This is a genomic window from Subtercola vilae (genome assembly GCF_004923255.1).
Classification (GTDB): Bacteria; Actinomycetota; Actinomycetes; order Actinomycetales; family Microbacteriaceae; genus Subtercola; species Subtercola vilae.
The window spans coordinates 1-23222 of the sequence record NZ_QYRT01000038.1; the positions used below are offsets into that span (position 1 = coordinate 1).

The following is a 23222-nucleotide window of genomic DNA, read 5'->3' on the forward strand; positions in this document are numbered from 1 at the left end:
GGGGGCGCACCCTCGGGGACTGCAACGCTTCCAACAACGCCCGCAAACTGCCTGCTTGCAGGGGTGGGAGGAGGGCGATCATTTTGGTCATCCCATCACCCTGAGCCGTGAACCTCACATACCGTTTGGACTGCAACACCCGGTCAGTGGGTTCCAGACCGTCAGGGTCAAGATGCGCCCGCACCCGCGACGCCAGCAAACCGATATCGTCCGCTGAGTACCGGAACCCACCCGAGATGTTCTTCGCCGCATCGACCAACGCTTTCTCAGCGTCACGGATCTCCTCAGTGAACCCCAACTGGGCTGCGACCTCGGTCAGGTTACGGACGATCTGCGCCGCCGCATCCACACCCAAACTGCCATCGATGAGGCCCTGCTCGACGTGCGGGAAGTTCGACGGGATCACCACCCCATTGATCGACACCCCCGACCTGACACTCTTGCCGAGCTTCAGCCAGCTGTTCGCGGTATGCCCCGCACCACCCGTCACCGCCGCCACCAACTTCGGTACCGTCGTGAAATTCTGTGCCCGAGACAGAGACCCATCCCCCAACTCCGCACGGGACCTCTCAGCCACCTCCCCAGCCAACCGCACACGCAACCCATCCACCAGACGGCCCAGCTTCTCCGCATCTGCGATCCGCGACAACAATGCTTCATCGGCAAGCCCGAAGGGCGCGGCAGCCCCACACCACCCCGAAAGTAGACCAACCAGCTCGCCGAAGCTCGCCGCGTCAGCAGCAGGCGAAGTGGTGGGCGATTCGTTCATGACCCAAGTCAACCACCAACCACTGACATTCACTCAACAAATAGGGCCCAAAACGACCCCCACAGAAAAGAATCTCAAAAAACTTTTGAAAACATTTCCAACTGCAGCCGAGAAACTACCGACTACCGTCGTAGCTCGCGGGAACGAGGTCCATCTGAGGAGCCCCGCTCGAAACCAGACTCAGAATCGCATCCGCAACCTGCTCGGGCGTATCGAAGACTGCCCCGGCAGTCATCGCCTCCGCTGCGGCACGACCGGCCCGAATCGAGTTCAGAAACTCGGTGTCCGTGGCGAAGGGGATCATCGTCGAGACGGTCACCCCGGTTCCCTCAAGTTCAGCCCGCGCGATGGCAGACAGTCGCTCGAGCGCGATCTTCGAGGCGACGTATCCGCCCGTTCCCGGAGCATCTGCAAAAGTCGTCCCTGAACTGACGTTGACGATACTGCCCACCCCTTGCTGGCGCATGCTCGGCAGCACGGCCTGCATCATGGCGAGTGGGGCGACGAGGTTCAGCTCGAGAATTCCCCGAAAGTCATCGAGCGAGATCTGCTCCACCTCTGACTGAAGGCCCTGACCGGCGTTGTTGACCAACACGTCGATGCGCCCGAAAGCATCGAGCGCGGCCTGGGCCAGTGCGGTCACCTGGGCCTGGTTGGTGACATCGCACTGCACCGCGATGGCTCCGCCGAGCTCGCCAGCAAGATCACGAATGCGGTCGACACGACGCGCGGCCAACACCACTCGTGCTCCAGCTGCCGAGGCTGCGCGAGCCGTTGCGGCTCCGATACCGGAGGATGCACCGGTAACAATGACCACCGAACCATCAACTTTCATAATCTTCTCCTCACTCTCGGCCGCGTGGGCGGCTCCCGATAAACATTACGCTACTCCTAAGTAGCGTAATGCCGTGTACCGCGATATCGTTGTCACGTGAACACTTCTGCTGGACTGCCCGCGCCGACGAAGATCGATGGGCTACCTCTGGGCCGCCCACATGATCGCTCGAGCGACGCGCTGATCCTGTCGACCACTGTCGACCTCCTCGCCGAGCGCGCCTACGAGCGTGTCACGATGGACGAAGTTGCAGCCCGCACCGGCAAAGCCAAGACCACGCTCTACCGCCGATGGGCCACGAAAGACGACCTTGTCATAGCCGCAATTCGGTCTGCGGGGCACCCACCTGAGATCGACCATCTACCCGACCGCGGAAGTCTGCGGTTGGATCTGCTCGCCGTGGTCGACTCGCCGTGGCTCGGCGGAGCAACGCGACGCATCTCGATCCTCAGAACTCTCATCTCGGCCGCTCGGAGTTCGGAGGAGTTGGCTGACGTGGTGAGAGCAGAGATCACGGAGCCCTACATAGAGATCTACCGCCGTCTGTTTGATCGGGCGATCGACAGCGGGGAAATACCGCGCGAGCTGGCCGCACGCGTGCCCGTCTTGGCCGATGTTCTGCCCGCGATGAGCGCGCACCGTTTGAGTTTCAGCCGCGAGCCCGTTGAGCGTGACTTCTTCGTCTCGGTGATCGACGACGTCATTCTTGCCGCACTCGGGCACTCACCGCGCTGAGAACCGCGGTACAGCCCGCCCGCCCGCCGACGAACGGGCGCCGGTATCAGACCGGAAACACGATCAACTGTCTCAGGGCGCGACCCTCGGCCAGAGCATCCATCGCCTCATTGAGGTCGTCGAGCTGCACGCGCGCCGAGATCAACTTCTCGACGGGCAGTCTGCCCTGGCGCCACAGGTCGGCGAACCTCGGAATGTCGCGCGACGGCACGGCAGAACCGAGGTAGCTGCCGATGATGGTGCGCGCCTCGGCGGTCAGTATGAGGGGCGAAATGGATGCCCGGGCATCCGGTGCCGGCAGCCCCACGGTGACCGTGCGACCGCCCGGCGCGGTAGCTCGAACCGCGGTCTCGAAGGCCCGCGCGTTGCCCGCGGCCTCGATCACGATCGGAGCCCGCACGCCCGACGCAACAAGCTCCTCGGGCGTGTACGTCTCGGTCACACCACACGAGCGCGCGTTCTCGAGCTTCTGCGCCACGCCGTCGACGCCGATCACATGGTGCCCGAGCGAGAGCGCGACCAGCACCGCCGCCATTCCCACGCCGCCGAGCCCCACGACCATGATGGTGTCGCCGGGCTCGGGGCGAGCCGAATTGACCACGGCTCCCCCACCCGTGAGCACGGCGCAGCCGAGCAGGGCGGCGACCTCGGCGGGAACATCGGGCTCGACCCTCACGACCGACGCCCGGTTGACGACGGCGTAGGTGGCGAACGCCGACACCCCGAGGTGGTGCGAGACAGGGGCGCCGCCGCGGTGCAGGCGTGTCTCGCCGCCGAGCAGCGTGCCGGCGTTGTTGGCAGCCGTACCTATTTCGCAGGGCAGCCGCCCGCCCGTGGCGCAGCCGGCGCAGTGCCCACACCGCGGAAGAAACGTCATGACGACGCGGTCTCCGATGGCGATGGGCTCCGGATGCCCGGCTCCACCAGCCCCGTTCGAATCACCCGCGCGGCCATTGCCCGCATCACCCGCGCCCGCAACACCAATGCTTTCTGCGGCGCCACCCGCAGCCGCGTCACCGCCCACCTGCGGCCCCATCGCCTCCACGATGCCCGCGGCCTCGTGCCCGAGCAGCATCGGCGTCGGACGCACACGATTGCCATCAACGACCGACAGGTCGGAGTGGCACACCCCAGCCACCTCGATGCGCACAAGTAGCTCGTTCAGACCAGGCGGGTCGAGCGTGAGTTCGCCGATCGTGATCGGCCGCGACGAGGCAAAAGGCGAAGGGGCGCCGACCCGCTCGAGAACTGCTCCTCTGATCTTCATCAGTTCATCCTCTCGATGACCATGGCCATACCCTGCCCGCCGCCGACACACATGGTCTCGAGTCCGAACTGTTTATCGAGAGTGGTGAGGCCGTTGAGCAGGGTTCCTGTGATGCGCGCTCCGGTCATGCCGAAGGGATGCCCGACCGCGATTGCACCGCCGTGAACGTTGAGACGGTCGAAGTCGATGCCAAGATCTCGCGCAGAGGGAATGACCTGCGCGGCGAACGCCTCATTGATCTCGACGAGATCGATGTCGTCGATGGTCAGGCCGGCCCGGCGCAGCGCCTGACGGCTCGCCTCGACCGGGCCGAGACCCATGATCTCGGGCGAGAGGGCCGTCACTCCGGTCGAGACGATGCGGGCCAGCGGGGTCAGGCCGAGTTCGCGCGCAACGGTGTCACTGACGATGACAAGGGCCGCCGCGCCGTCGTTGAGGGGGCAGCAGTTGCCGGCCGTCACGGTGCCGTCGGGGCGGAAGACGGGCTTCAGGCCCTCGAGCGACGCTGTGGTCACGCCGGGGCGCGGGCCATCATCGGCCGTGATGAGCCGCCCGTCGGCCGCCGCGGTCGGGGTGATCTCACGCGCCCAGAAGCCGCTGGCGATGGCCGCCTGTGCCCGGTTCTGGCTGAGCGCTGCGAACTCGTCTTGCTCCTGCCGGCTGATGCCTTTCAGCTGGGCGACGTTCTCGGCGGTCTGGCCCATTGCGATGTAGGCATCGGCGAGGGCTCCGAGCGAGCGCGGGTCGACCCAGGCTGAGCCTCCCTCTGCGAGCCGAGCAGTGCGTTCGGCGGCCTCGGCGAAGAGCGGGTTGAGCACGTCGTGCCCGGGAATGTCGTCGCTCGTTCCGTTCACCGACTGGCTGATGGCCTCGACGCCGGCTGAGACGAAAATGTCGCCCTCGCCGGCCTTGATCGCGTGAAATGCCATCCGTGTGCTCTGCAGGCTCGAGGCGCAATAGCGGGTCACCGTGGTTGCCGGCACGCTATCGAGTCCGAGGAGAACCGTCACGATGCGGGCCATGTTCATACCCTGTTCCCCGCCCGGCATACCGCAGCCGAGAATCAGGTCGTCAATACGTCGAGGGTCGAGCGCGGGCACCGACGCGAGGGCGACTCGCACGATCTCTGCGACGAGGTCGTCGGGCCGTCGCCCCGCGAGCGACCCTTTGAAGGCGCGACCGATGGGGGTTCGCGCAGCGGAGACGATGAGGGCTTCGGGCATGAGATGCTCCTGTCGGTGGGTGATATGAAGGGTGAGGTCGGTCTGAAGCGATGACGCGCAGGTCTACACGAACGCGGCCTGCCCTGTGATGGCCCGCCCGACGATCAGTGTGTTCATCTCGCGCGTGCCCTCGAACGAGTAGATGGCCTCGGCATCGGCAAAGGGTTTGGCCGCCCCATACCCGAGCACGATTCCGTTGCCGCCCATCACCTCCCGCGCCCACGCCACCGTTTCGCGGGCCCGACTCGACACGAATGACTTCGTCAGCGCCGAATGCTCGTCGCGTTGCAGCCCCGCATCGAGCAGCGCCGACGCCTGCACGCACAGCGCGATGCTCGCCGTGATATTGCCAAGGCACCGCGCGAGCAGGTCTTGCACGAGCTGGCGACTGCCGATCGGCCGCCCGAACTGCTCGCTCGCGCGCGCGTAGGCCACAGCAGCCTCGTACGCACCGATCGAGTTGCCCACCGCGAGCCACCCCACTCCGGCGCGAGTGAGCCGAAGAACCACGGCGACGTCTGCGAATGACCGGATGCCCGGCAACCGGTTCTCCTCCCTGACCACCACCTCGTCGAGGGTGATGTCTGCGTTCTGAATGAGCCTGAAGCTGAGTTTGTTCTCAATCTTCGTGGCGGTGAAGCCCGGCGTGCACGTGTCGACGATGAACCCCTTCACCTGCCCATCCGCAGTGTCGCGCGCCCAGATCACCACGATGTCGGCGAAGGTGGCGTTGCCGATCCAGCGTTTGGCACCGTTCAGCACCCAGTGCTCACCCCGCCGCTCAGCCGTGGTGCGAAGGCCGCGCGCGGTGTCGGAGCCCGAGAGTGGCTCGGTGAGGCCGAATGCCCCGATGACCTCACCGGTTGCCAGGCGGGGCAGCCAGTGCGTCCGTTGCTGCTCGCTGCCACCGACGCCGATGGAGCCCATGGCGAGCCCGCTCTGCACGGCGACGAAACCGCAGAGCGAGGCGTCTACGCGCGCCATTTCGAGGGTACAGAAGCCCTGGTAGACCGCGCTGGATTCGAACTGCCGGGTCTCTGGCCATTCGGGGCCGAACAGGCCGAGGCCAGCGAGCCCCGGGATGAGCTGGTGCGGAAATTCGGCGCGGGCCCAGTAGTCGTTCACGAGGGGGCGAACCTCTGACGCGAAGAACGCGCGAATCTCGCCGATCGACTGGCTCTCGCGCGCACTCAGGCGCCCGGCAAAGCCGTAGAAGTCGCTGTCGAGAAAGGGCGTCGCCATGATCATCTCCGTTGCGTGATCGTGCTGTCACTCCACTATGCATCATCGATCTGCAGAATTGATCGGTAGAGTGCGACGCATGACGGAGTACGGCTACAGACGGCAGTTCGAGACCCGGTGGAACGACAACGACGTCTACGGGCACCTGAACAACACGATCTACTACGAGGCGATGGATACGACCATCACCCACTGGCTGATCACCGAAGCGGGTTATTCGCTCGGCGAGGGTGACACGATGGCGTTCTGCGTGTCGTCGTCGTGCCAGTTCGCGGCCTCTGGCGCGTTTCCCGACACGCTGCGGGTCGAGCTCGGCACGGGCCGGGTGGGGTCGACCAGTGTGGCGTGGAAGCTCGGCATCTTCAGGGAGAGCGACGGTGAGCTGCTCGCGAACGGAGAGTTCGTGCACGTCTTCGTGGGCAGTGAGACCAAGCGACCGGTACCGATTCCCGCGGGCATCCGGGCCGCCATCGAAGCACAGTTGGTGGGCGCGGAGTGACCGACGAAGAGCACCCGGTCGACGAAGAGCACCCGGTCGACGCGAGACACTCGACCGCCGAGCAGCGCCGCCTCGACGACGAGGGCGCGGGCTGGCGCGACTGGGGCCCGTACGTGGCCGAGCGCGCATGGGGTTCTGTGCGCGAAGACTACAGCGCCGACGGCGACGCGTGGGCGTCGTTCACGCACGACCAGGCCCGCAGCCGCACCTACCGTTGGAACGAAGACGGCATGGCCGCGTTCAGCGACCTGGAGCAGAACTGGTGCCTCGGGCTGGCGCTCTTCAACGGCGTCGACCCCATTCTGAAAGAGCGCATGTTCGGGCTCGCCGGCCCCGAGGGCAACCACGGCGAAGACGTCAAGGAGTACTGGTGGTATCTCGACTCGACGCCCACCCACGCGTTCAACTCGTGGCGCTACCACTACCCGCAGAGCCCGTTTCCGTACGACGACCTGGTCGCCACGAATGCCAAGCGCGGCAAGCTCGACCCTGAGTACGAGCTCGTCGACACGGGTATCTTCGACGAGTCGCGATACTGGGTGGTGTCGGTCGACTACGCGAAGGCCGGCCCGCACGACCTGTTGATGCAGATCACGGTCGAAAACGCGGGGCCGGATGCCCGAACCCTCGATGTGCTGCCGACACTGTGGTACCGCAACACCTGGGGCTGGGGTTACCCCGACGCCGGCGAGAAGCCGCAGCTGCACGCCGAGGGCGATGCGGTGGTCGGGGCTGGAGGTGCTGCCGGGCCGCTGATGTTGCGGGGCGATGCGGGCGGGCATCCACTGTTCTGCGACAACGAGACGAACACGGCGAAGCTCTACGGTGAGAGCGCCGCCACCTCGCCGCACTACCCCAAAGACGGCATCAACGACTTCATCGTCTCGGGAGCGGCCACCGTGAACCCCGAGCAGACCGGCACCAAGGCGGCGCTGCACTACCGCGTCACGCTCGAGCCGGGCGAGACACGGGTGATCAGGGTGCGGTTGACGGGCGGGGTTGCGGATGCCCGACCCACCGACTTCGACGAGACCGTCGCCACCCGCCGCGCCGAGGCCGATGAGTTCTACGCCGCCGTCACACCTCCCGGCACCCCCGACGACCAGGTCGCTGTGCTCCGCCAGGCCTTCGCCGGCCTGCTCTGGTCGAAACAGTTCTTTCATTTCAATGTGCAGAAGTGGCTCGACGGCGACCCGGCCTACCCACCGCCCCCGCCGGGCCGCGCCGACGTGCGCAACACCCATTGGCGCCACCTCGACGCGCACGACGTCATTCTGATGCCCGACCCGTGGGAGTACCCGTGGTTCGCGGCGTGGGATCTGGCGTTTCACTGCGTCACTCTCGCCCACATCGACCCCGGGTTCGCCAAGGAGCAGCTGATTCTGATGCTGCGCGAGTGGTATATGCACCCGAGTGGCCAACTGCCGGCCTACGAGTGGAACTTCTCCGACGTGAACCCGCCCACCCACGCGTGGGCGGCGCTGCACGTGTTCCTCCTCGACGGCGGCACCGACTACACGTTCCTCGCCCGCATCTTTCACAAGCTGCTGATGAACTTCACGTGGTGGACCAACAACAAAGACCACGGTGACAACAATCTGTTTCAGGGCGGCTTCATGGGCCTCGACAACATCGCCCCGCTCGACCGTTCGAAGCTGCCACCTGAGGTGGGCATCCTCGAGCAGGCCGACTCCACCGCGTGGATGGCCATGTACGCGCTCGACCTGTTGAACATCTCGCTTCGACTGGCCGCGCACGATCGTTCGTACGAAGACGTGGCCACGAAGTTCATCGAGCACTTTCTGCAGATCGCGTCGAGCGCGAACGCCGCCAGCATGTGGGATGACGATGACGCCTTCTTCTATGACGTTCTGCACCTCGCTGACGGCCGAGATGTGCCCCTGAAGGTGCGCTCGCTGGTCGGTCTGGTGCCGGTGGTCGCCTCTCTCGCCTTCGCGGGCGACGGCTCGGCGGATCTGCCCGAGTTCGATGCGCGGGTGGCGTGGTACCTCAACGCCCACCCAGAGGTTCGCGAGTCGTTTCACGAGCGCACCTCCGACGACGACCAGAGCTACCTGCTCGCCCTCGTCTCCCCCGAGCGCCTGCAACGCATTCTCGCCAAGGTGTTCGACGAAGACGGCATGCTCTCGCGGCACGGCATCCGCGCCATCTCGGCCTATCACCGCACCCACCCGTTCAGTATCGAGGTCGAGGGCGTCGAGGCGATCGTCGACTACGAGCCGGCCGAGTCGACGTCTGGCCTGTTCGGCGGCAACTCGAACTGGCGCGGCCCGGTGTGGTTTCCGCTCAACGTTCTGCTCATCGAGGCTCTCCGCGGCTACGGCACGAGTGGGGCTCCGGATGCCCGGGTCGAGTTGCCGCTCGCATCGGGCAACTTCGTGACACTCACCGAGGCGGCCGACGAACTCTCGAGCCGGCTCATCTCGCTCTTCACTCCCGGCGCTGACGGGCGTCGCCCGGCGGATGCCCGGTACGAGCTGCTCTCAACCGACCCGCGCTGGGCGCACAACATCTTCTTCTACGAGTACTTCGACGGCGACACGGGTCAGGGCCTCGGCGCCTCGCACCAGACCGGCTGGACCGCGCTGGTCGCACACCTCATTCTCACCTCGGGCTCCCGCTAGCGCCCGCCTGAGCTCGAGCACCGCCTCACTGCAGCCCGGTCGTCGTGACCAGCGTGGTCCACGGGCCTGGTGTCACCGATGTGTCGTCGACGAAGCGCCACGACACGGTGTCTGTGTCGCCGTTGAGGTCGGCAAAGCCGAGGCACCCGTTCAGGGCAGGCGAGACATCCATTCCCGCGCCCCCGTACCGGGTGTTCTGCGGGCGAGCATCTGCTGAGCCGAAGACGTACGCGGCGTCATCGTACTGACCGGGGCCGGCGTCTTCGATCTGGCCGAAACACGTCTGTGTTCCACGACGAAGCTCCACCCAGCGATTCTTCATAAGGCTCACCGAGGGGTCGGAAAGGTGATCTTTGAAGCCTGCTTGCTGCGCCCAGGGTATGACAGAGCCCCGCTGGGCGAACGCGGCCGGGTTGTTCACATCGTCATAGGGAAGGTCGAGGTAGAACGGATTCTGGCGGGGCGTCATCTGCGAGGGGAAGTAGCCGTTCGATGCTGTTCGAACCTCGGTGCTGCACACGCCCGTGACCAGCACGCCATCGCAGCCACCGTAATTCGAAGCCCAGTTCGAGTCGTAGGTCGAATAGACCTGCGAACCGTCTGCCGCGTTCGGGTCGAAAATCTCGCCGACCCAGAACGTGGTGGCGACGATGTTCGTGTGCCAGGGATAACCGTCGGTCGGCAACGAACCCGACGGAATGCCACCGCTTTCGCCAGCCGACGTCGGTCGGCTCGCCGAAACCGTGGCCGATGTCGCTAGGACGACGCCGACCACGGCCACGATCGAGCCGAACACGGCGGCCAGGACCGCGCATCCGATCCGGTTCATCTGCTCTAACCCGCCGGGGTGCCGGTGGGTGCCGTGCCGGCGTGGGATTCGATCGTGCCGCTCACAGCAGGCGCTGCTGCGGGAGTCGCCGCTGCCGGTGCCAGAGCCGCCGGTGCTCCGACACTGTCGTAGAGGGAGTAGTCGTCGGTGTTCACGGTGCCGTTCATGAAGAGACTCATGCCATAGCTGATGCCGGTCATGCCCGCCGGAATGGCAGGTGTCGTCCAGACGGCCTCAGTGTAGGTCGCCGAGGCGGCAAACCACGGGCTCGAGGTCCAGTAGCGCCAGACCCCGATGCTGTCACGAAGGTACACGGCATATTGAGTGACCACGCTCGAGGTGTACCAGCTGCGAAGCGAGTACGTGTGGGCTGGCACAACCGTGGGTGCACACGCCCCCAAATCGAATTGCGGCAAGAGCTTCGCGTCACCCGAGGCATAATTCGTGATGGTCACAGCTTCTGCGGTAGCACCGGTGTGAGCCGCTGTCGAAGACGAGAAAGTCGGCGTATTGGTGCCGTACCCCCCGATCATCCAGCAGCTCGGCAGGGCAGTCGTCGTGTTGAGCGTCTCGAGGCTGGGGTTCGAAATGGCGTTCACACCTGCTGCGGCCGGCGGCACTGAGGCAGCGCTCACCACGGGCTTCACGGCTCCCCCAATGACCTGCGCGACCGTCTTGACCAGAGTGTTCTGAGACGCTGCCCGCGGTGCGAGCCAGGCCGCGAACTGAGCGAACAGGGTGGGTGCGACAGACAAGGGATCGCAGACATTCGTGCAGACGTGATGGAATGTGAACTGCACCCACCCACCGGCTTTCTCCGCTGCGGTCACAGAGTTCTGAAAGTCTTGCAGGGTCCACGTGCTGTCGACCTCATCGACAGCCTTGGTCAGCAGCTTGTCTGCGGGAGGAATGGTCTCAGCTGCATCACAGCCCGTGCATCCGAACCGTGATGCCAGATCGCCGAGGCCACGGGCACTGTTGTACCCGCACGAACTCACAATCGCTTCGGTTGCTGAGTTGCTGCTCGCGAACGGATACGCGAAGTCTGAGACCGCGAAGCCCCAGTTCGTCAGGTTGATGCGGTCGCTGCAGATCTGCCGTTTGGCCTCAGCCGCGCTCAGGGTGGTCAGATCAGGGTGACTCACCGTGTGGCCGCCGATTTCGTTGCCGGCTGCCTTCAGCGCCGAGAGATCGGCCACCGTGAAGTAGTTGGTTCCGCCAATGAAGCCCGAGTTGATGAAGAAGGTGCCTGCGAGCTTGTACTGGGCGAGCGTCGAGGCTGCCGCCTTCTGATCGACGTTGCCGTCGTCGAAGGTGAGCGAGACGACCGTCAGAGGTTTGGCCACTGCGCTCGTCACCGGCGACGCCGCCGCTGTCGCACCGCCGAGCCCGAAGATCATCGCCCCGACACTGACCACGACAACGGTCGTGATAGCCGCGAACGTTGTATGCCGCCGCCTTGTGCCCGCCGAGGAGACGGGGCCAAGGGTGCGATCGGTTGGTGATTTCATAGTCTTTTCGCTCTCTGTGTTTCTACTCGACGGTGACCGATTTGGCCAGGTTGCGGGGCTTGTCAACGTCGCGCCCCAGGGCGATAGCCAGTTCCCGCGCCAGAATCTGCATCGGAACAACACTCTCGAGGGGCCCGCAGGCCGCAAATGTGTTGCCGCCTCTGCCCTGTGACACTCGACCAGATCGCGCGAAGGCCTCCGGATGCCCGTCGACGACCGGAATCGACGAACCAGGACCACCGATGCTGATCACACGACCGCCCCGCGAGCGAACTTCGGCCACGTTCGCCGACAACCGGCCATCCGCGCTCTCGATGACGACGACCGGAGTGCCCTCTTCGACCAGCGCCAGCGGCCCGTGTTTCAGCTCCCCAGCCGGATAGTGCTCGGCCCACCGATAGGTGAGTTCTTTCAGCTTCAATGCCCCCTCTGCGGCGTAGACAACACCGGCACCCCGCCCCAGGAAGAGAAACCCCTGGGCATCGCGAACCGACTCCACGATGTCGGGCACCCATTGTCGTGACACTGCAATCGCGTTTTCGAGTCGGTCGGGCGTTCGACGCAGATCATCGACGATGGCGTCTGCCTGCGCTCTCAGAATGGTGCCTCTGGCAACCATTGCCGACAGCGCAAGACAGACGCCTGTCACAACCTGGGCTACGAACGTCTTCGTCGCGGCCACGCCGATCTCGGGGCCCGCAGAGCAGTTGAGCACGCCGTCGGCACGACGGGCCAGTGTGGAATGCATACTGTTCGTCAACGCCAGTACCCGGCCACGACCGGTCTGCAGTTCATCCAACGCTCGCAATACGTCTGCCGTCTCTCCCGACTGGCTGGCGGCAATCACCAGTGTTTCTGCGTCGAGCACCACCGCCCCGGCTTCGCTCGCTGTCACTGCTGTGTTGACAATTGCGCCGAAGGCCCCGAACGCGTGAGCGATGATGCGCCCGGCGTTCAATGAGGTGCCGCAGCCGAGCACTGCCACTCGTCTGAAGTGCGGCAGACCAAGCTCCCGCCAGAGGTCTCCAGTGCTCACTCGTGGCGCAAGTTCGCTCAGAATACGTTCGACCGTTTCAGGCTGCTCCGCAATCTCACGCCCCATGAAGTCGGGGTCATCGGCGGCAAGCGAGAGAAAGGAGCTCGACCACGACAGACCGAGTGCCTCGGGCGGTGCGACCTCGACGCCACCGGCGATCCACCGCAGGGGCGAGCCCAATTCGACCAGGTCGCCGTCACTCATGACCCGGAACGCAGTGATCCACGGCGCGATCGCCGTGACGTCGCTGGCGACGAAGTGGCCATTGTCGCTGGAGGCCACCAGCAGCGGTGCCCGATGCGTTGTGGCGAACAGCCGGCCGGTCGATGTTTCCATCACCAGAATCGCCCAGCTGCCCTCGAGGCGCCGAACGCAACTTTCGATGGCGCCCTGCAAGCCGCTGTCGCTAGCACCGACGAGCGACTGCTCGATCAGGTGGCAGATGACTTCGCTGTCGACGCCAGACGAGAATCGATGACCCTCGGCAATGAGTTCTGCACGAAGCACATCGGCGTTCTCGATGATGCCATTGTGTACAACGCTCACGAGCCCGTCGCAGTCCTGATGCGGATGCGCGTTGGCCTCGGTGACGTCTCCGTGCGTCGCCCAGCGGGTGTGACCGATGCCGGTGCCCGAAAGTCGAGCACCGGTTCGCGCCTCGAGTTGCGCTGTCAGATCACCGATCCGATTGATCGATCGAACCGTGGTGACGGTTCCATCAGTAGTAGCAATTGCCACGCCAACCGAGTCGTAGCCGCGATACTCGAGCGCTTGGAGAGCCGGCAACAGATAGCGGTCAGCTCGTTCTGTAGTGGTGCATCCAACAATCCCGCACATCAGAGCACCACCACGGGAGCGAACTCGAGGGGCCGGCGCGAGGGCCTTTCCATCAGCTCGCCCTCAAGAGAGCCAGCGGTTCGAAGGCTCTCTGCAACCAGGCGAATGATCTGGTCGATGCCGGTTCGGGGCACGAATCCAATCAGCGCAGCAGCCTTGGAGTTGTCGGGCACGCGCCTGCGCATGTCTTCGTAACCGGCTGCGTACGCCTCTGAATAGGGCACGAGTTCGATACCGCTGGCAGAACCCGTCACCTCAATCGAACGGGCAGCGAGGTCGAGAATCGAGATTTCATGCGCGCCTCCGAGGTTGACAGCCTGCCCGATGGCGGACTCGCTCTCGAGAAGAGCGACGAGAGCCGGAACGATGTCGCCAACGGCGGAGAAGCACCGCGTCTGCTGGCCGTCGCCGAAGACCGTGAGGGGTTCACCGCTCACGGCCTGACCGACCAGATTGGGCACCACCATTCCATATCGACCGGTCTGACGAGGCCCGACCGTGTTGAAGAGCCGAACGATGCTGACGTTCAGCCCGAATTCGGTGTAGTACGCGTGAGCGAACGACTCATCGATGCCTTTGGCCGCGGCATAGCTCCACCTCGACGTGAGCGCCGAACCGAGGATGCGGTCTGACTCCTCAGTGAGGCCGTCTGACTCATTCTTTCCGTACACTTCGCTCGTCGAAGCAAGCAGAAGGGGCACGCCACTGCCCGTGCACGCGGTGAGCACGTTCTCTGTGCCGTGGATGTTCGTGCGAAGGCTCGACAACGGATGCTCGACGATGATTTTCACTCCGACAGCAGCCGCCAGATGAAACACACGATCAGTCTGGGCGATCAGCGAATCGACGAGTCTGGCATCCAGAATCGAGCCTTCGCGAAAGGTGAACCGTGAGTCGAACAGCTGGTGGGCGATATTCGACACCCGACCCGTGCTGAGGTCGTCAAGCACCGTCACCTCGTCGCCTCGGCGCATCAGGTAGTCCACGAGGTGGCTGCCGATGAAGCCAGCACCGCCCGTGACCAGGGTCTTCACAGGGTCACCGCCGTCGGGTACGAAACGCGGTCATAGGTTGCATCGATGACGAGTTGGTGGGTGGTGATCCAGTCGAGGTCGACCGACTCGTGCGTGGTGTGCATGATGATCAGATCAGCCGCAAAGAGGGCTGGCTGCGTCACGTTCTGAAGCACGTGGCCGTCGCTGAGGGTAACGACGTCGAAGTGATTGTCGAGATAGCCGACGGTCGCGCCGTGACTGCGCAGCTCCGACAGAATCTCGAGCGCGGGAGATTCGCGGAGGTCGGCAACGTTCGGTTTGTAGGCGATACCGACGAGGAGTACTTTCGCGGTGGCGAGACCTTGCCCGCGGCCCGAGAGCACATCGCGCACCCGCTCAACCACGTGCCGAGGGCGGTGCGCAATTGCCGTCATGGCGACTTCGATGAGAGGTGCATCCACTCTCGATCGGCGCAGCTGCCAGAGCAGGTAGTGCGGATCGCAGGGAATGCAGTGCCCCCCGACCCCCGGCCCCGGCCGGAACGCCATGAACCCGTAAGGTTTTGTCGCAGCGGCATCGATCACGGTGTTGATGTCGATATCGAGCGAACTGCAGATGTCGGCGAACTCATTGGCCAGAGCGATATTGACGGCACGAAACGTGTTCTCCAGAAGTTTGGTCATCTCTGCGGCTGCCAGAGAGCCAACGTGGTGCACGTTCGCGGCATAGAGGTGCAGAAGCCGGTCGGCCTCCTCTTCGCACTCGAGAGTCGCTCCGCCGACGACGCGGGGAACGTCGCGCTGCTCGAACGACGCGTTGCCTGGGTCAATGCGCTCGGCCGAGAACGCGACGAAGATGTCGCGACCCACTACGAAACCCCGCTGTGACAGCGGTTGAACAAGCAGGTCGTTCGTGCATCCCACATAGGTTGTCGACGTGAGCATGAGGATCTGGCCCGCAGTGGCCGCTTCGACCACGGCTGCGCAGGCTGCGCGGAGAATGGCGAGATCAGGCACGAGAAAGTCGTCGACCGGCGTCGGCACGCAGACGATCACGGCTCGAGCCGACGAGAGCTCGGATTTGTCGTTCGTGAGAGCCAAGTTGTTGCCAGAGAGCGCACGGTCGAGTTTCAGCTGGTCGCGTTCGAGTACGTCGGCACGCCGATCGAGAATCGTCTCCAGCCGCCGGGGGCTGATTTCGAGCCCGAGAACGCGGGCCCCCGAGTCGGCATAGGCGATGGCCGTCGGCAGACCCACGTAGCCGAGGCCGACGACCGCAACGTCGAAGTCGAACTCGGCCTTCGCCTGCGGAGGTTCGACCGCGAGCGTCAACACGACCCGATCGGGGTGTGCGAACTCGATGCCGTGCCGAATGTCGGTGAGTGATGACATAACGCTTCCCCTTGCAGATCGTGTAGCAGAGTGAGTGAGGATTGGCCAGCCGCTGAAGGAGCAGACTCGCAGTACGGCGTTCGCTGCTACCCGCGAACCGTGGGTCATACACTGGCCGTCCGCTGAACCTGACGGCAATCGATGACCAGGCAACATGCGGGTTTGTGTCGGCTTTGTGGTATTGCCTGCGGTTAACCGCAGAAGTATGTGGTTTCTGCAGCGTGCGATTCGCACCACGTGAGCCAGCACGCTTGTACGGTGAGTGCTTTCGAGCAGCAGTGTGGGTGAAGACCCGTCTCAAGATCAGGAGGCATCGTGAGTCAATCGGTTTGGGCGTTGATTGTCATCGGGCTGCTGTTGGTCGGTGTCAACACGCTGCTGTGGGGCGTAGCCGGCCTCTGCCGGGTGGTCGCACAATTCGTCGCGCACCGTCGGATGCACCGCAGTGCTCGGCTCGGTCGACCGGCCTTGAGCCTGCACCCGAGTGTCACGCGCGACCAGGTCGCCATCGTGATCGCCGCACACAACGAAGAACTGGTGCTGGCTGAAACGCTCCGCTCGGCTGCGCGACAGGTTCCTCTCCGGCAGGTCTTCGTCATTTCCGATGGCTCAAGCGATGGCACCGTGTCGTTGGCCCGCGACGCAGGGGCGAATGTGCTCGAGCTGAGCCCGAATAGGGGCAAGGCGGGGGCTATCGTCGCTGGCATTCGCCACTTCGATCTGAAGACTCATTTCGAGGTAGTGGTTCTGCTCGACGCCGACACGCACCTCTCAGAGAACTATCTCGAAACGGGACTGCCCCTGTTCACCGATGATGCGGTTGTCGCAGTTGCCGGGCGTGCGACCACCCTGCTGAAGCCGGGAGCCCGCTCCCTCGGCGGGCGACTGCTGGTGGCGTACCGTGAAAGGGTCTATATCGCGGTGCAGCTGTTGATCAAATTCGGGCAGGCAGCGCGATCGATCAACGTAGTCACCATCGTGCCCGGGTTCGCCAGCATGTATCGGTCGCGGGTGCTCGAATTGATCGACATCGCAGCCCCGGGCCTGACCATCGAAGATTACAACATGACCTTCGAGATCCACGCTCGATCACTCGGCCGTATTGCGTTCCACCCGAACGCGGCCGTCGCCCTGACCCAAGACCCCGACAACTTCCACGACTATCTCAAGCAGGTCGGCCGCTGGTCGCTCGGCTTCTGGCAGACCGTCATACGTCACCCGTGGCAACCCCGAAAATTCTGGCTCGCCCTGTACCTCTACATCGCCGAACTGGTGACCAGCAGCATATTGCTCGTGCTGTTGGTGCCCCTCATCGCGCTCTCGGCTGCCAGCGGAGTCTTCACCTCGCTGGGGTGGAACGGTATGGTCGGTGGGTTCGAGGTCGCCGTGGTCATCTCGCCCGGCGTACTGATACTCGGTATCGTCATCCCCGACTACCTCCTGACGATCTTTGCCGCCATAGTCGCCCGCAGACCGAGTTTTCTGCTCTATGGGTTCGCCTTCCCGGTTCTGCGGCTCATCGACGCAGCCCTGTGCCTGCACCGCCTGCCGGAGGCGATTGTGGGAGAGTCGACAGGAGCATGGACCAGCCCCTCACGGCGCGCCCCCGAGCTCACCTCACATGGCCGCGGGGCCGACGGCGAGAGCTGAGGCCGACGACGATTCGGTTTCTGCGTGCCATAGCATTGCCAGAAGATCGGCGCGGGAATGAGCACCCGTTTTTCGGTAGACATGGGTCAATCTGACCTCGACCGTGCGCAGCGACACGAAAAGGCGTGCGGCAATCTCTTTGTTGCGGTGTCCGTGTTGCAGCAGAACCACGATCTCCTGCTCACTCGGGGTGAGGTCGACGAGAAGCCCGACCCCCTTCGGTGGCGGTTCAGGCACTCGATGTGGTCGGATGCTCGCCAGCACCCAGCCGTTTGCACCAATGCTGGCGAATATCTGGCGCGCATTGGCACGCACCCGGTTCGCATGCTCGAATTGCGACAGTTGATCAAGCCGGTAGGCGTAGCTCAACATCAGCCGGCCCAGCTCATAGGGTGAGTCATCCGGTCTATAGTCGCTGATCGCACTGTCGAATGCAGCAATCGTGAGGGCATCGGGGGCGAGCAGCGCGCGAGCCCTCGCTCCTGCGAGAGTCGCCCAACGCGACGGCATTCTCGCGCACAGCTCATCGAAGTCGAGGAACAGAACCTGCGCTTCGCGGCGAGAGCCTGCCATCAGCGTTGCTTCGATCAGGTCGACATCGTGCCGGGCGTGCAAGGCGAGCGACATCTGAAGGGTGACCGCGCGAACGCGATGAAAATAGCCCAGGGCCTGCTCGACATTGCCCCGCATCAGGTCGAAGGTACCTTCCGCCGAAAAGAGGCGAGCAGCAAGCACGGGGTTGCGCTCACGCTCGAGCATCGACTCGCATTCGGCCATGAGGGCGCGCGCTTCCGAGGGCAGCCCTCGTACTTCGAGACTCCACGCCTGCAGAAGAGTGCGCCGAAACCGAAATACTTCGGATGCACTCGAAAGATCGCCAACGAATCTGATCGCATAATGCAAGTGGCCAGAGCGCACGTCGTTCTCAGCGGCATACACGCCGCTGACCTCATGCAGGGCTCGATCGGATTCGCCTGCGTGCACCAAGGTTCCCACGAAGACTTTTCTGGCCTGAGCGTGGTGCTCGGCAAAACTGAGGGCCCGGCCCACCAATGTCTGCAGAGCGAGCGGCATCGATGAAATCCCAGAGGAGTCGAGAGCTGCCTGCTGAATCTCGCGGGGCTCGAGGCCACCTGCCAGCGCCGTCACTACCGAGTGCTCCCACTGCAGGAGGGGGCCAGCTCGCCCGGGGTACACCTCTCGGTCGATTCGTGAGAGAAGTTCGAGAGCACCACTCGCTTCGCCTCGCTCTGCACGCACAAACGCCATGGCTCCCAGAAGGCGCAGTGTGAGCGCAGTGGAGCCCGGTTGGGAATCTTCGAGTCGCGCTTCGACCTCGTTCGGCGAGAGGTGTTCGTCGAGCAGAAATTCGATGTGGGTCTTGATGAGCTGAAGCTCGAGCGCTTCGCTCGGCGGAATGTCGGCATCGAGAGAGATTTGGCAGTAGCGCAGCGCGATGATGAGATCCCCGTGTTCAAAGAACGCTGTCGCCAGATCTCTCAGGTGGTCGTCTATGCGATCGGGTGGCAGCTGATTTCCGCGCGCTCGTTCGCAACATTCGATCGCGGCACTGCGATGACCACCGGCGGCCAGGGCTGTGGCAGCGGCGAGAAGCAGCTTGGCACCCCAATTGTGAGGTGATATCCATGACTCGTGCCAGACAGCCATTGCCGCATCGATGTTCTGATTGCGTTCAGCCATCAGGGTGTGAATCTCGCGTCGCTCTATCGCGGGCATGGCCCAGTAGGTTCCTGACCGCACCAATCCGCTCGAGACGCGCACGCAGCCGGCCTCTGCTGTCACAACCCCTGACGCCAGAAGTTCGTCGAGTGCGTCTGAAGCCTCCGTCGACTCATCGAGTAGAGCGTCGAGATGGGTCAACGGCGCGGCGCAGATGTTTTTGAAGAGTTGTAACGCAGGAGCAGTCAGGCCGGAGACAGCCTGACGGGCGATGTGCCTGGTGCGAGCCCCCAATCTGAAGGGGAGGACAAGCGAACCAGTGCCAGCCGATTCGACGGAGGGCAGCATCTGCATAATGGCAAGGGGCAGACCATCTGCGTAGCTACAGACGATCTGAACCAGCGCATCGTCGAGCGGCAGCGGCACCGTCTCCGCAATGAGGTGAGCGATTTCATTTGGCGTGAGTGGTGCGAGCAACACGCTCGACACACCGGAGAACGCCGAGAGGGGAGACAGGCGAACCGCGCCGGGCGCACCCCGTTCTGAGAGGGCCAACCCGGCCATGTCGTCGCCGACGGCTTCGATACTCGCAACGAGGCTCACGTTTGTAGAACTGAGTCGCGTGCTCATGTAACTCAGAATTGCGAGGCTCTCTTTGTCCATCTGGTCGATGTCGTCGACGAACACAAGCACCGGTTCGAGGGCGAGCCCTCTCAGCAGCATGAGAAGGGTCTCGGCCGCGGCGAAGAGGTCGGCGTTATCGGTCGAAACCAGAGCGAACCGCCCCGTGAACTGGGCGAGTCTCGCGTCACCGATCTTTGTCAGAACGGCAGAGAGACCTGACAGGGGGTAGAGCATCTCTGCGCGCGATATTCGCACGAGGATCGCGTGCGTGGCGACCGAGGCGAGGGCGCTTTCGATCAGATGTGTGCGACCAGAACCTAGTGTACCGCACACAATCAACGCACCCTCCTCGCGACTCGAGGCGAGCAAGCTGATTCTCTCTAACGCTGATGAGCGCTGAACGGTATCCATTGACGCATCTTTCGCACGGGTCTGGGCGCGAATTCCTTCATTTTGGCTAGTTCAAGCGAAAATTTACTTACGATTGATACGTTCTCAGGCATGCGCGACGGGCGCTAGTACCCTAACGGGGGGCTCAGAACCGGTATCGCGCAGTGAGCGCATTCGCCACCCGGGCGTAGGTTCGGGCATCCAGAGCCGCGCCCTCGCGGCGCATACCGCCGTCACTGACGCGAAACAGTCGGTCGAGGCGCGCCCACGACGCGCGACCCGACGAATCCCACGGGCCCGGGCCGAGACGAAGCGCGCCCCGGTCGCCGTCATGCGACGTGCTGGTGAGCTGGATGCCCAGCACCGAGCTGCCCGTCAGCCGTGCCACGATGAGCACGGGGCGGTCTTTGCCTCGCCCATCGTTCTCTTCGTAGGGCACCCATGCCCACACGACCTCACCAGGATCAGGCCGCGCATCGGCCTTCGGCGCGTACGAGAGCTTCAGCCCCCGCAGCCGCGCAGGGTCGATTTGTGTTGTGAGCGACGAACTGCGGGAAGCGGTGGAGACTCGTGAGACAGCACGGCCAGTGGAGTCACCGCCGCCGAACAGGCGCCTGAGCGCATGAAAAAAGCCTGTGAGACGAGCCATACGGCTACCGTCTCACAGGCTCACGCGCGCAGTCACCCGCGACACAGCAGTGCCCAGCACACTGGCTCAGCTCGTACCGCGCCCGGTCTTCTGTTGCAGACGATCGATGTGCTCTGACGCCTCGGCCTTCGTGAGGTCGGCCGGAAGAGTCTCGCCCGCCTCTCGCGCAAGGGTGTCGAGGTAGCTGCGTTGGGGGCCTGTCATCGGCTCATCGCCTGTCACCCAGTCGGCCGGGTCTTTGCTGGCGTCGGTCGACGGGTCGGGGCGAGCACCGCCCAGGGTCTCACCCTCGAGTTCGGAGTTCGACTCCGGGTCGGTCTCTGGCGCGTCGCTCAATCGCGAAGGCTCTCTTTGTAGTCGTTCTTCGCCTCTGTCGCGTCACGGTTCTTCTCCGCAGCCTTCACATCGGCGTTAGCCTTGGCCTCGTCAGCCTTGTCTGAAAGACGGCCCTTAGTGTCGTCGACAGTGCGGCTGATCTTCTCGCCGGTTGCTTCTGCGGCTTCTTTAGCGTTGTCTAGCAGGCCCATGATGTACTCCTTCGCGTTGATCGGTTCTTCAACCCTAAAGACCTTGGCAAAGGGTCGTAAAGGTCATGGTGGGTTTTCTCAGATCGTGCTAAGGCATACTGAAAGTCGGCAACGAGGCCAAGAGAGGCATACTGCAGATGAGCGTCAGCACCCCGTCAACACCCGCGAAGAACCGGCCCTGGCTCTCGAGTTATGCCGAGGGGGTGCCGAGCGACATCGAGCTGCCCACGGGGTCGCTGGTCGACCTCATCGAGGCGAGTGTGAAGAAGTACGGCCCGAAGGTCGCCCTCGAATTCTTCGGTGCCGAGACCACCTACCGCGAGCTCGGCGAGCAGATCGAACGCGCCGCAGAGGGCCTCAGAAAGCTCGGCGTCGAGCACGGTGACCGCGTCGCCCTCGTGCTGCCGAACTGCCCCCAGCACATCGTCGCGTTCTACGCGGTGCTCCGACTCGGGGCCATCGTCATCGAACACAACCCGCTCTACACGCCGCGAGAACTGCGGCACCAGTTCGAAGACCACGGAGCCGCCGTGGTCATCGCCTGGGACAAGGTCTGCGACACCGTGCAGAAGATGCCAGCCGACCTGGCCGTGAAGCACCTCATCTCGGTCGACCTCACCGAGGCCATGCCGCTGCACACCCGCCTTGCTCTTCGCCTGCCGGTGAAGAAGGCGCGGGATGCCCGGGCCGCCCTGCACGCGCCCGTGCGCGGCACCATCCCCTGGCACACCCTGCTCGAGAACCGCCGCATCAAGCAGTCGCGCCCGCGCCCCGCCGTCTCTGACATCGCTCTGCTGCAGTACACGAGCGGCACCACGGGAACCCCCAAGGGCGCCATGCTGACCCACCTCAACCTGCACGTCAATGCGCTGCAGGGGCGAGCCTGGCTGCCGCAGCTCACCGAGGGCACCGAGGTCGTCTACGGGGTGCTGCCCATGTTCCACGCGTACGGGCTCACGCTCTGCCTCACCTTCTCGATGAGCGCCGGGGCACGGCTGGTGCTGCTGCCGCGGTTCGACGTCGACCTGGTGCTGCAGGCGGCGAAGAAGCATCCGCCCACCTTTTTGCCGGCCGTACCGCCGATCTACCAGCGGCTCGCCGCGGGGGCTCACGAGCGCGGGGTCGATCTGTCGGGCATCCGGTTCGCCATCTCGGGGGCGATGAACCTGCCGGTGGCCACGGTCGAGCTCTGGGAGAGCGTCACGGGAGGCCTGCTGGTCGAGGGCTACGGCCTCACCGAGACCTCGCCCGTCGCCCTGGCGAATCCGGTCGGGCCGAGCCGCCGGCCCGGCACCATCGGCGTGCCGTTTCCGAATACCGAGATTCGCATCGTCGACCCCGAGAACACTTCGAACGACCGGGCCGTCGGTGAGGCCGGCGAGCTGCTCATCCGCGGCCCGCAGGTGTTCGCAGGCTACTGGCAGAAACCCGACCAGTCACGCGAAGTGCTGATCGAGGGCGGCTGGTTTCGCACCGGAGACATCGTGTCGATCGACGCCGACGGCTTCGTGAGTGTCGTCGACCGCATCAAAGAACTCATCATCACGGGCGGGTTCAACGTGTCGCCCTCTGAGGTCGAAGACGCCGTGCGTCAGCACCGGTCGGTGAAAGACGTGGCGGTCGTGGGTCTGCCGGGCAGTGGCGGCGGAGAAGACGTCGTGGCCGCTGTCGTTCTGAACCCGGGGGCGTCGCTCGACGAGAAGGCCATCCGCGACTTCAGTCGCGAGCACCTCACCGCGTACAAGGTTCCCAAGCGCGTGGTGGTGCTCGATGAGCTGCCCACGTCGCTCATCGGCAAGGTTCTCCGCCGGCAGGTGCGCGAGAAGCTGCTGCACGAGTAGCTGGCGCAGGAGGAGCTACTGCACGAGTAGCTACTGACACAGACAGA

General features: G+C 64.2%; 19 protein-coding genes. 5 read left to right on the forward strand and 14 right to left on the reverse strand.

Going from position 1 to position 23222, the window contains the following annotated elements; all coding sequences use genetic code 11:
- Both D4765_RS15270 and D4765_RS15275 read right to left on the reverse strand, forming a co-directional pair.
- Positions 1-769 (reverse strand): DUF222 domain-containing protein (locus D4765_RS15270; protein ID WP_136643183.1); only part of this gene is annotated, 769 nt, incomplete at its 3' end.
- A 115-nt stretch (positions 770-884) separates the two neighbouring features.
- On the reverse strand, positions 885-1604 hold the full coding sequence (locus tag D4765_RS15275; protein WP_136643184.1) for an SDR family oxidoreductase: 720 nt from the start codon (positions 1602-1604) through the stop codon (positions 885-887).
- Positions 1605-1700: 96 nt separating this feature from the next.
- On the opposite strand from D4765_RS15275, the gene D4765_RS15280 reads away from it, so the two are divergent.
- Positions 1701-2339, forward strand: coding sequence for a TetR/AcrR family transcriptional regulator (locus tag D4765_RS15280; RefSeq protein WP_136643185.1), 639 nt, complete (start codon positions 1701-1703; stop codon positions 2337-2339).
- 46 nt (positions 2340-2385) lie between these two features.
- Here the strand turns inward: D4765_RS15280 and D4765_RS15285 are convergent, their stop codons facing one another.
- The 3 genes from D4765_RS15285 to D4765_RS15295 all read right to left on the reverse strand — a co-directional run bounded on the left by D4765_RS15285 (position 2386) and on the right by D4765_RS15295 (position 6071).
- Positions 2386-3606, reverse strand: a complete 1221-nt coding sequence (locus D4765_RS15285) for a zinc-binding dehydrogenase (protein WP_136643186.1) — start codon at positions 3604-3606, stop codon at positions 2386-2388.
- The gene (locus tag D4765_RS15290; protein WP_136643187.1) at positions 3606-4829 is read right to left on the reverse strand and encodes an acetyl-CoA C-acetyltransferase; all 1224 of its coding nucleotides are present in this window, start codon (positions 4827-4829) and stop codon (positions 3606-3608) included. The genes D4765_RS15285 and D4765_RS15290 overlap by 1 nt, the downstream gene beginning before the upstream one ends.
- A 63-nt stretch (positions 4830-4892) precedes the next feature.
- Positions 4893-6071 carry an acyl-CoA dehydrogenase family protein gene (locus D4765_RS15295; protein ID WP_136643188.1) on the reverse strand — a complete coding sequence of 393 codons (1179 nt, stop codon included), beginning with the start codon at positions 6069-6071 and terminating at the stop codon, positions 4893-4895.
- A gap of 79 nt (positions 6072-6150) precedes the next feature.
- On the opposite strand from D4765_RS15295, the gene D4765_RS15300 reads away from it, so the two are divergent.
- Both D4765_RS15300 and D4765_RS15305 read left to right on the forward strand, forming a co-directional pair.
- Complete coding sequence (locus D4765_RS15300; RefSeq protein ID WP_136643189.1) at positions 6151-6570, forward strand: acyl-CoA thioesterase; 420 nt, start codon at positions 6151-6153, stop codon at positions 6568-6570.
- Positions 6567-9215, forward strand: a complete 2649-nt coding sequence (locus D4765_RS15305) for an MGH1-like glycoside hydrolase domain-containing protein (RefSeq protein ID WP_201799336.1) — start codon at positions 6567-6569, stop codon at positions 9213-9215. Before D4765_RS15300 ends, D4765_RS15305 begins: the two co-directional genes overlap by 4 nt.
- Positions 9216-9240: 25 nt before the next feature.
- Here D4765_RS15305 and D4765_RS15310 read toward each other — a convergent pair whose 3' ends face one another.
- From D4765_RS15310 to D4765_RS15330, 5 genes are read right to left on the reverse strand one after another with little or no spacing between them, the layout of a single operon-like run.
- On the reverse strand, positions 9241-10044 hold the full coding sequence (locus tag D4765_RS15310; RefSeq protein ID WP_136643190.1) for a hypothetical protein: 804 nt from the start codon (positions 10042-10044) through the stop codon (positions 9241-9243).
- 5 nt (positions 10045-10049) lie between these two features.
- The gene (locus D4765_RS15315) at positions 10050-11555 is read right to left on the reverse strand and encodes a polysaccharide deacetylase family protein (protein WP_136643191.1); all 1506 of its coding nucleotides are present in this window, start codon (positions 11553-11555) and stop codon (positions 10050-10052) included.
- Positions 11556-11577: 22 nt separating this feature from the next.
- Complete coding sequence (gene glmS, locus D4765_RS15320) at positions 11578-13428, reverse strand: glutamine--fructose-6-phosphate transaminase (isomerizing) (protein ID WP_136643192.1); 1851 nt, start codon at positions 13426-13428, stop codon at positions 11578-11580.
- Positions 13428-14462 (reverse strand): GDP-mannose 4,6-dehydratase, encoded by a 1035-nt coding sequence (locus tag D4765_RS15325; protein ID WP_136643193.1) that lies wholly within the window; start codon positions 14460-14462, stop codon positions 13428-13430. The genes glmS and D4765_RS15325 overlap by 1 nt, the downstream gene beginning before the upstream one ends.
- A complete protein-coding gene (locus D4765_RS15330) occupies positions 14459-15814 on the reverse strand; it encodes a nucleotide sugar dehydrogenase (protein ID WP_136643194.1) in 1356 nt (451 codons plus the stop codon). The genes D4765_RS15325 and D4765_RS15330 overlap by 4 nt, the downstream gene beginning before the upstream one ends.
- A gap of 315 nt (positions 15815-16129) precedes the next feature.
- Here D4765_RS15330 and D4765_RS15335 point away from each other — a divergent pair, with 315 nt between their 5' ends.
- Complete coding sequence (locus tag D4765_RS15335; RefSeq protein WP_237280485.1) at positions 16130-17464, forward strand: glycosyltransferase family 2 protein; 1335 nt, start codon at positions 16130-16132, stop codon at positions 17462-17464.
- Here the strand turns inward: D4765_RS15335 and D4765_RS15340 are convergent.
- The 4 genes from D4765_RS15340 to D4765_RS15355 all read right to left on the reverse strand — a co-directional run bounded on the left by D4765_RS15340 (position 17432) and on the right by D4765_RS15355 (position 21334).
- On the reverse strand, positions 17432-20179 hold the full coding sequence (locus tag D4765_RS15340; protein WP_136643195.1) for a helix-turn-helix transcriptional regulator: 2748 nt from the start codon (positions 20177-20179) through the stop codon (positions 17432-17434). The two genes, D4765_RS15335 and D4765_RS15340, sit on opposite strands and share 33 nt — an antisense overlap.
- A 124-nt stretch (positions 20180-20303) precedes the next feature.
- Positions 20304-20807, reverse strand: a complete 504-nt coding sequence (locus D4765_RS15345) for a type II toxin-antitoxin system PemK/MazF family toxin (RefSeq protein WP_136643196.1) — start codon at positions 20805-20807, stop codon at positions 20304-20306.
- Between the two features lie 66 nt (positions 20808-20873).
- Entirely contained in the window at positions 20874-21086 is a 213-nt protein-coding gene (locus D4765_RS15350; RefSeq protein WP_416351996.1) for a DUF3072 domain-containing protein, read from the reverse strand.
- A 53-nt stretch (positions 21087-21139) separates the two neighbouring features.
- Positions 21140-21334, reverse strand: coding sequence for a hypothetical protein (locus D4765_RS15355; RefSeq protein WP_136643198.1), 195 nt, complete (start codon positions 21332-21334; stop codon positions 21140-21142).
- A gap of 137 nt (positions 21335-21471) precedes the next feature.
- Here D4765_RS15355 and D4765_RS15360 point away from each other — a divergent pair, with 137 nt between their 5' ends.
- Positions 21472-23175 (forward strand): long-chain-fatty-acid--CoA ligase, encoded by a 1704-nt coding sequence (locus D4765_RS15360; protein WP_136643199.1) that lies wholly within the window; start codon positions 21472-21474, stop codon positions 23173-23175.
- The last annotated feature ends 47 nt before the right edge of the window (positions 23176-23222 follow it).

Bases quoted from the DNA above. Each gene is read 5' to 3' on its own strand.
- D4765_RS15275 (WP_136643184.1), bottom strand. From the start codon at position 1,604: ATGAAAGTTGATGGTTCGGTGGTCATTGTTACCGGTGCATCCTCCGGT.
- D4765_RS15295 (WP_136643188.1), bottom strand. From the start codon at position 6,071: ATGGCGACGCCCTTTCTCGACAGCGACTTCTACGGCTTTGCCGGGCGC.
- D4765_RS15360 (WP_136643199.1), top strand. From the start codon at position 21,472: ATGAGCGTCAGCACCCCGTCAACACCCGCGAAGAACCGGCCCTGGCTC.
- D4765_RS15330 (WP_136643194.1), bottom strand. From the start codon at position 15,814: ATGTCATCACTCACCGACATTCGGCACGGCATCGAGTTCGCACACCCC.
- D4765_RS15285 (WP_136643186.1), bottom strand. From the start codon at position 3,606: ATGAAGATCAGAGGAGCAGTTCTCGAGCGGGTCGGCGCCCCTTCGCCT.
- D4765_RS15290 (WP_136643187.1), bottom strand. From the start codon at position 4,829: ATGCCCGAAGCCCTCATCGTCTCCGCTGCGCGAACCCCCATCGGTCGC.
- D4765_RS15300 (WP_136643189.1), top strand. From the start codon at position 6,151: ATGACGGAGTACGGCTACAGACGGCAGTTCGAGACCCGGTGGAACGAC.
- D4765_RS15310 (WP_136643190.1), bottom strand. From the start codon at position 10,044: ATGAACCGGATCGGATGCGCGGTCCTGGCCGCCGTGTTCGGCTCGATC.
- D4765_RS15345 (WP_136643196.1), bottom strand. From the start codon at position 20,807: ATGGCTCGTCTCACAGGCTTTTTTCATGCGCTCAGGCGCCTGTTCGGC.
- D4765_RS15340 (WP_136643195.1), bottom strand. From the start codon at position 20,179: ATGGATACCGTTCAGCGCTCATCAGCGTTAGAGAGAATCAGCTTGCTC.
- glmS (WP_136643192.1), bottom strand. From the start codon at position 13,428: ATGTGCGGGATTGTTGGATGCACCACTACAGAACGAGCTGACCGCTAT.
- D4765_RS15355 (WP_136643198.1), bottom strand. From the start codon at position 21,334: ATGGGCCTGCTAGACAACGCTAAAGAAGCCGCAGAAGCAACCGGCGAG.
- D4765_RS15315 (WP_136643191.1), bottom strand. From the start codon at position 11,555: ATGAAATCACCAACCGATCGCACCCTTGGCCCCGTCTCCTCGGCGGGC.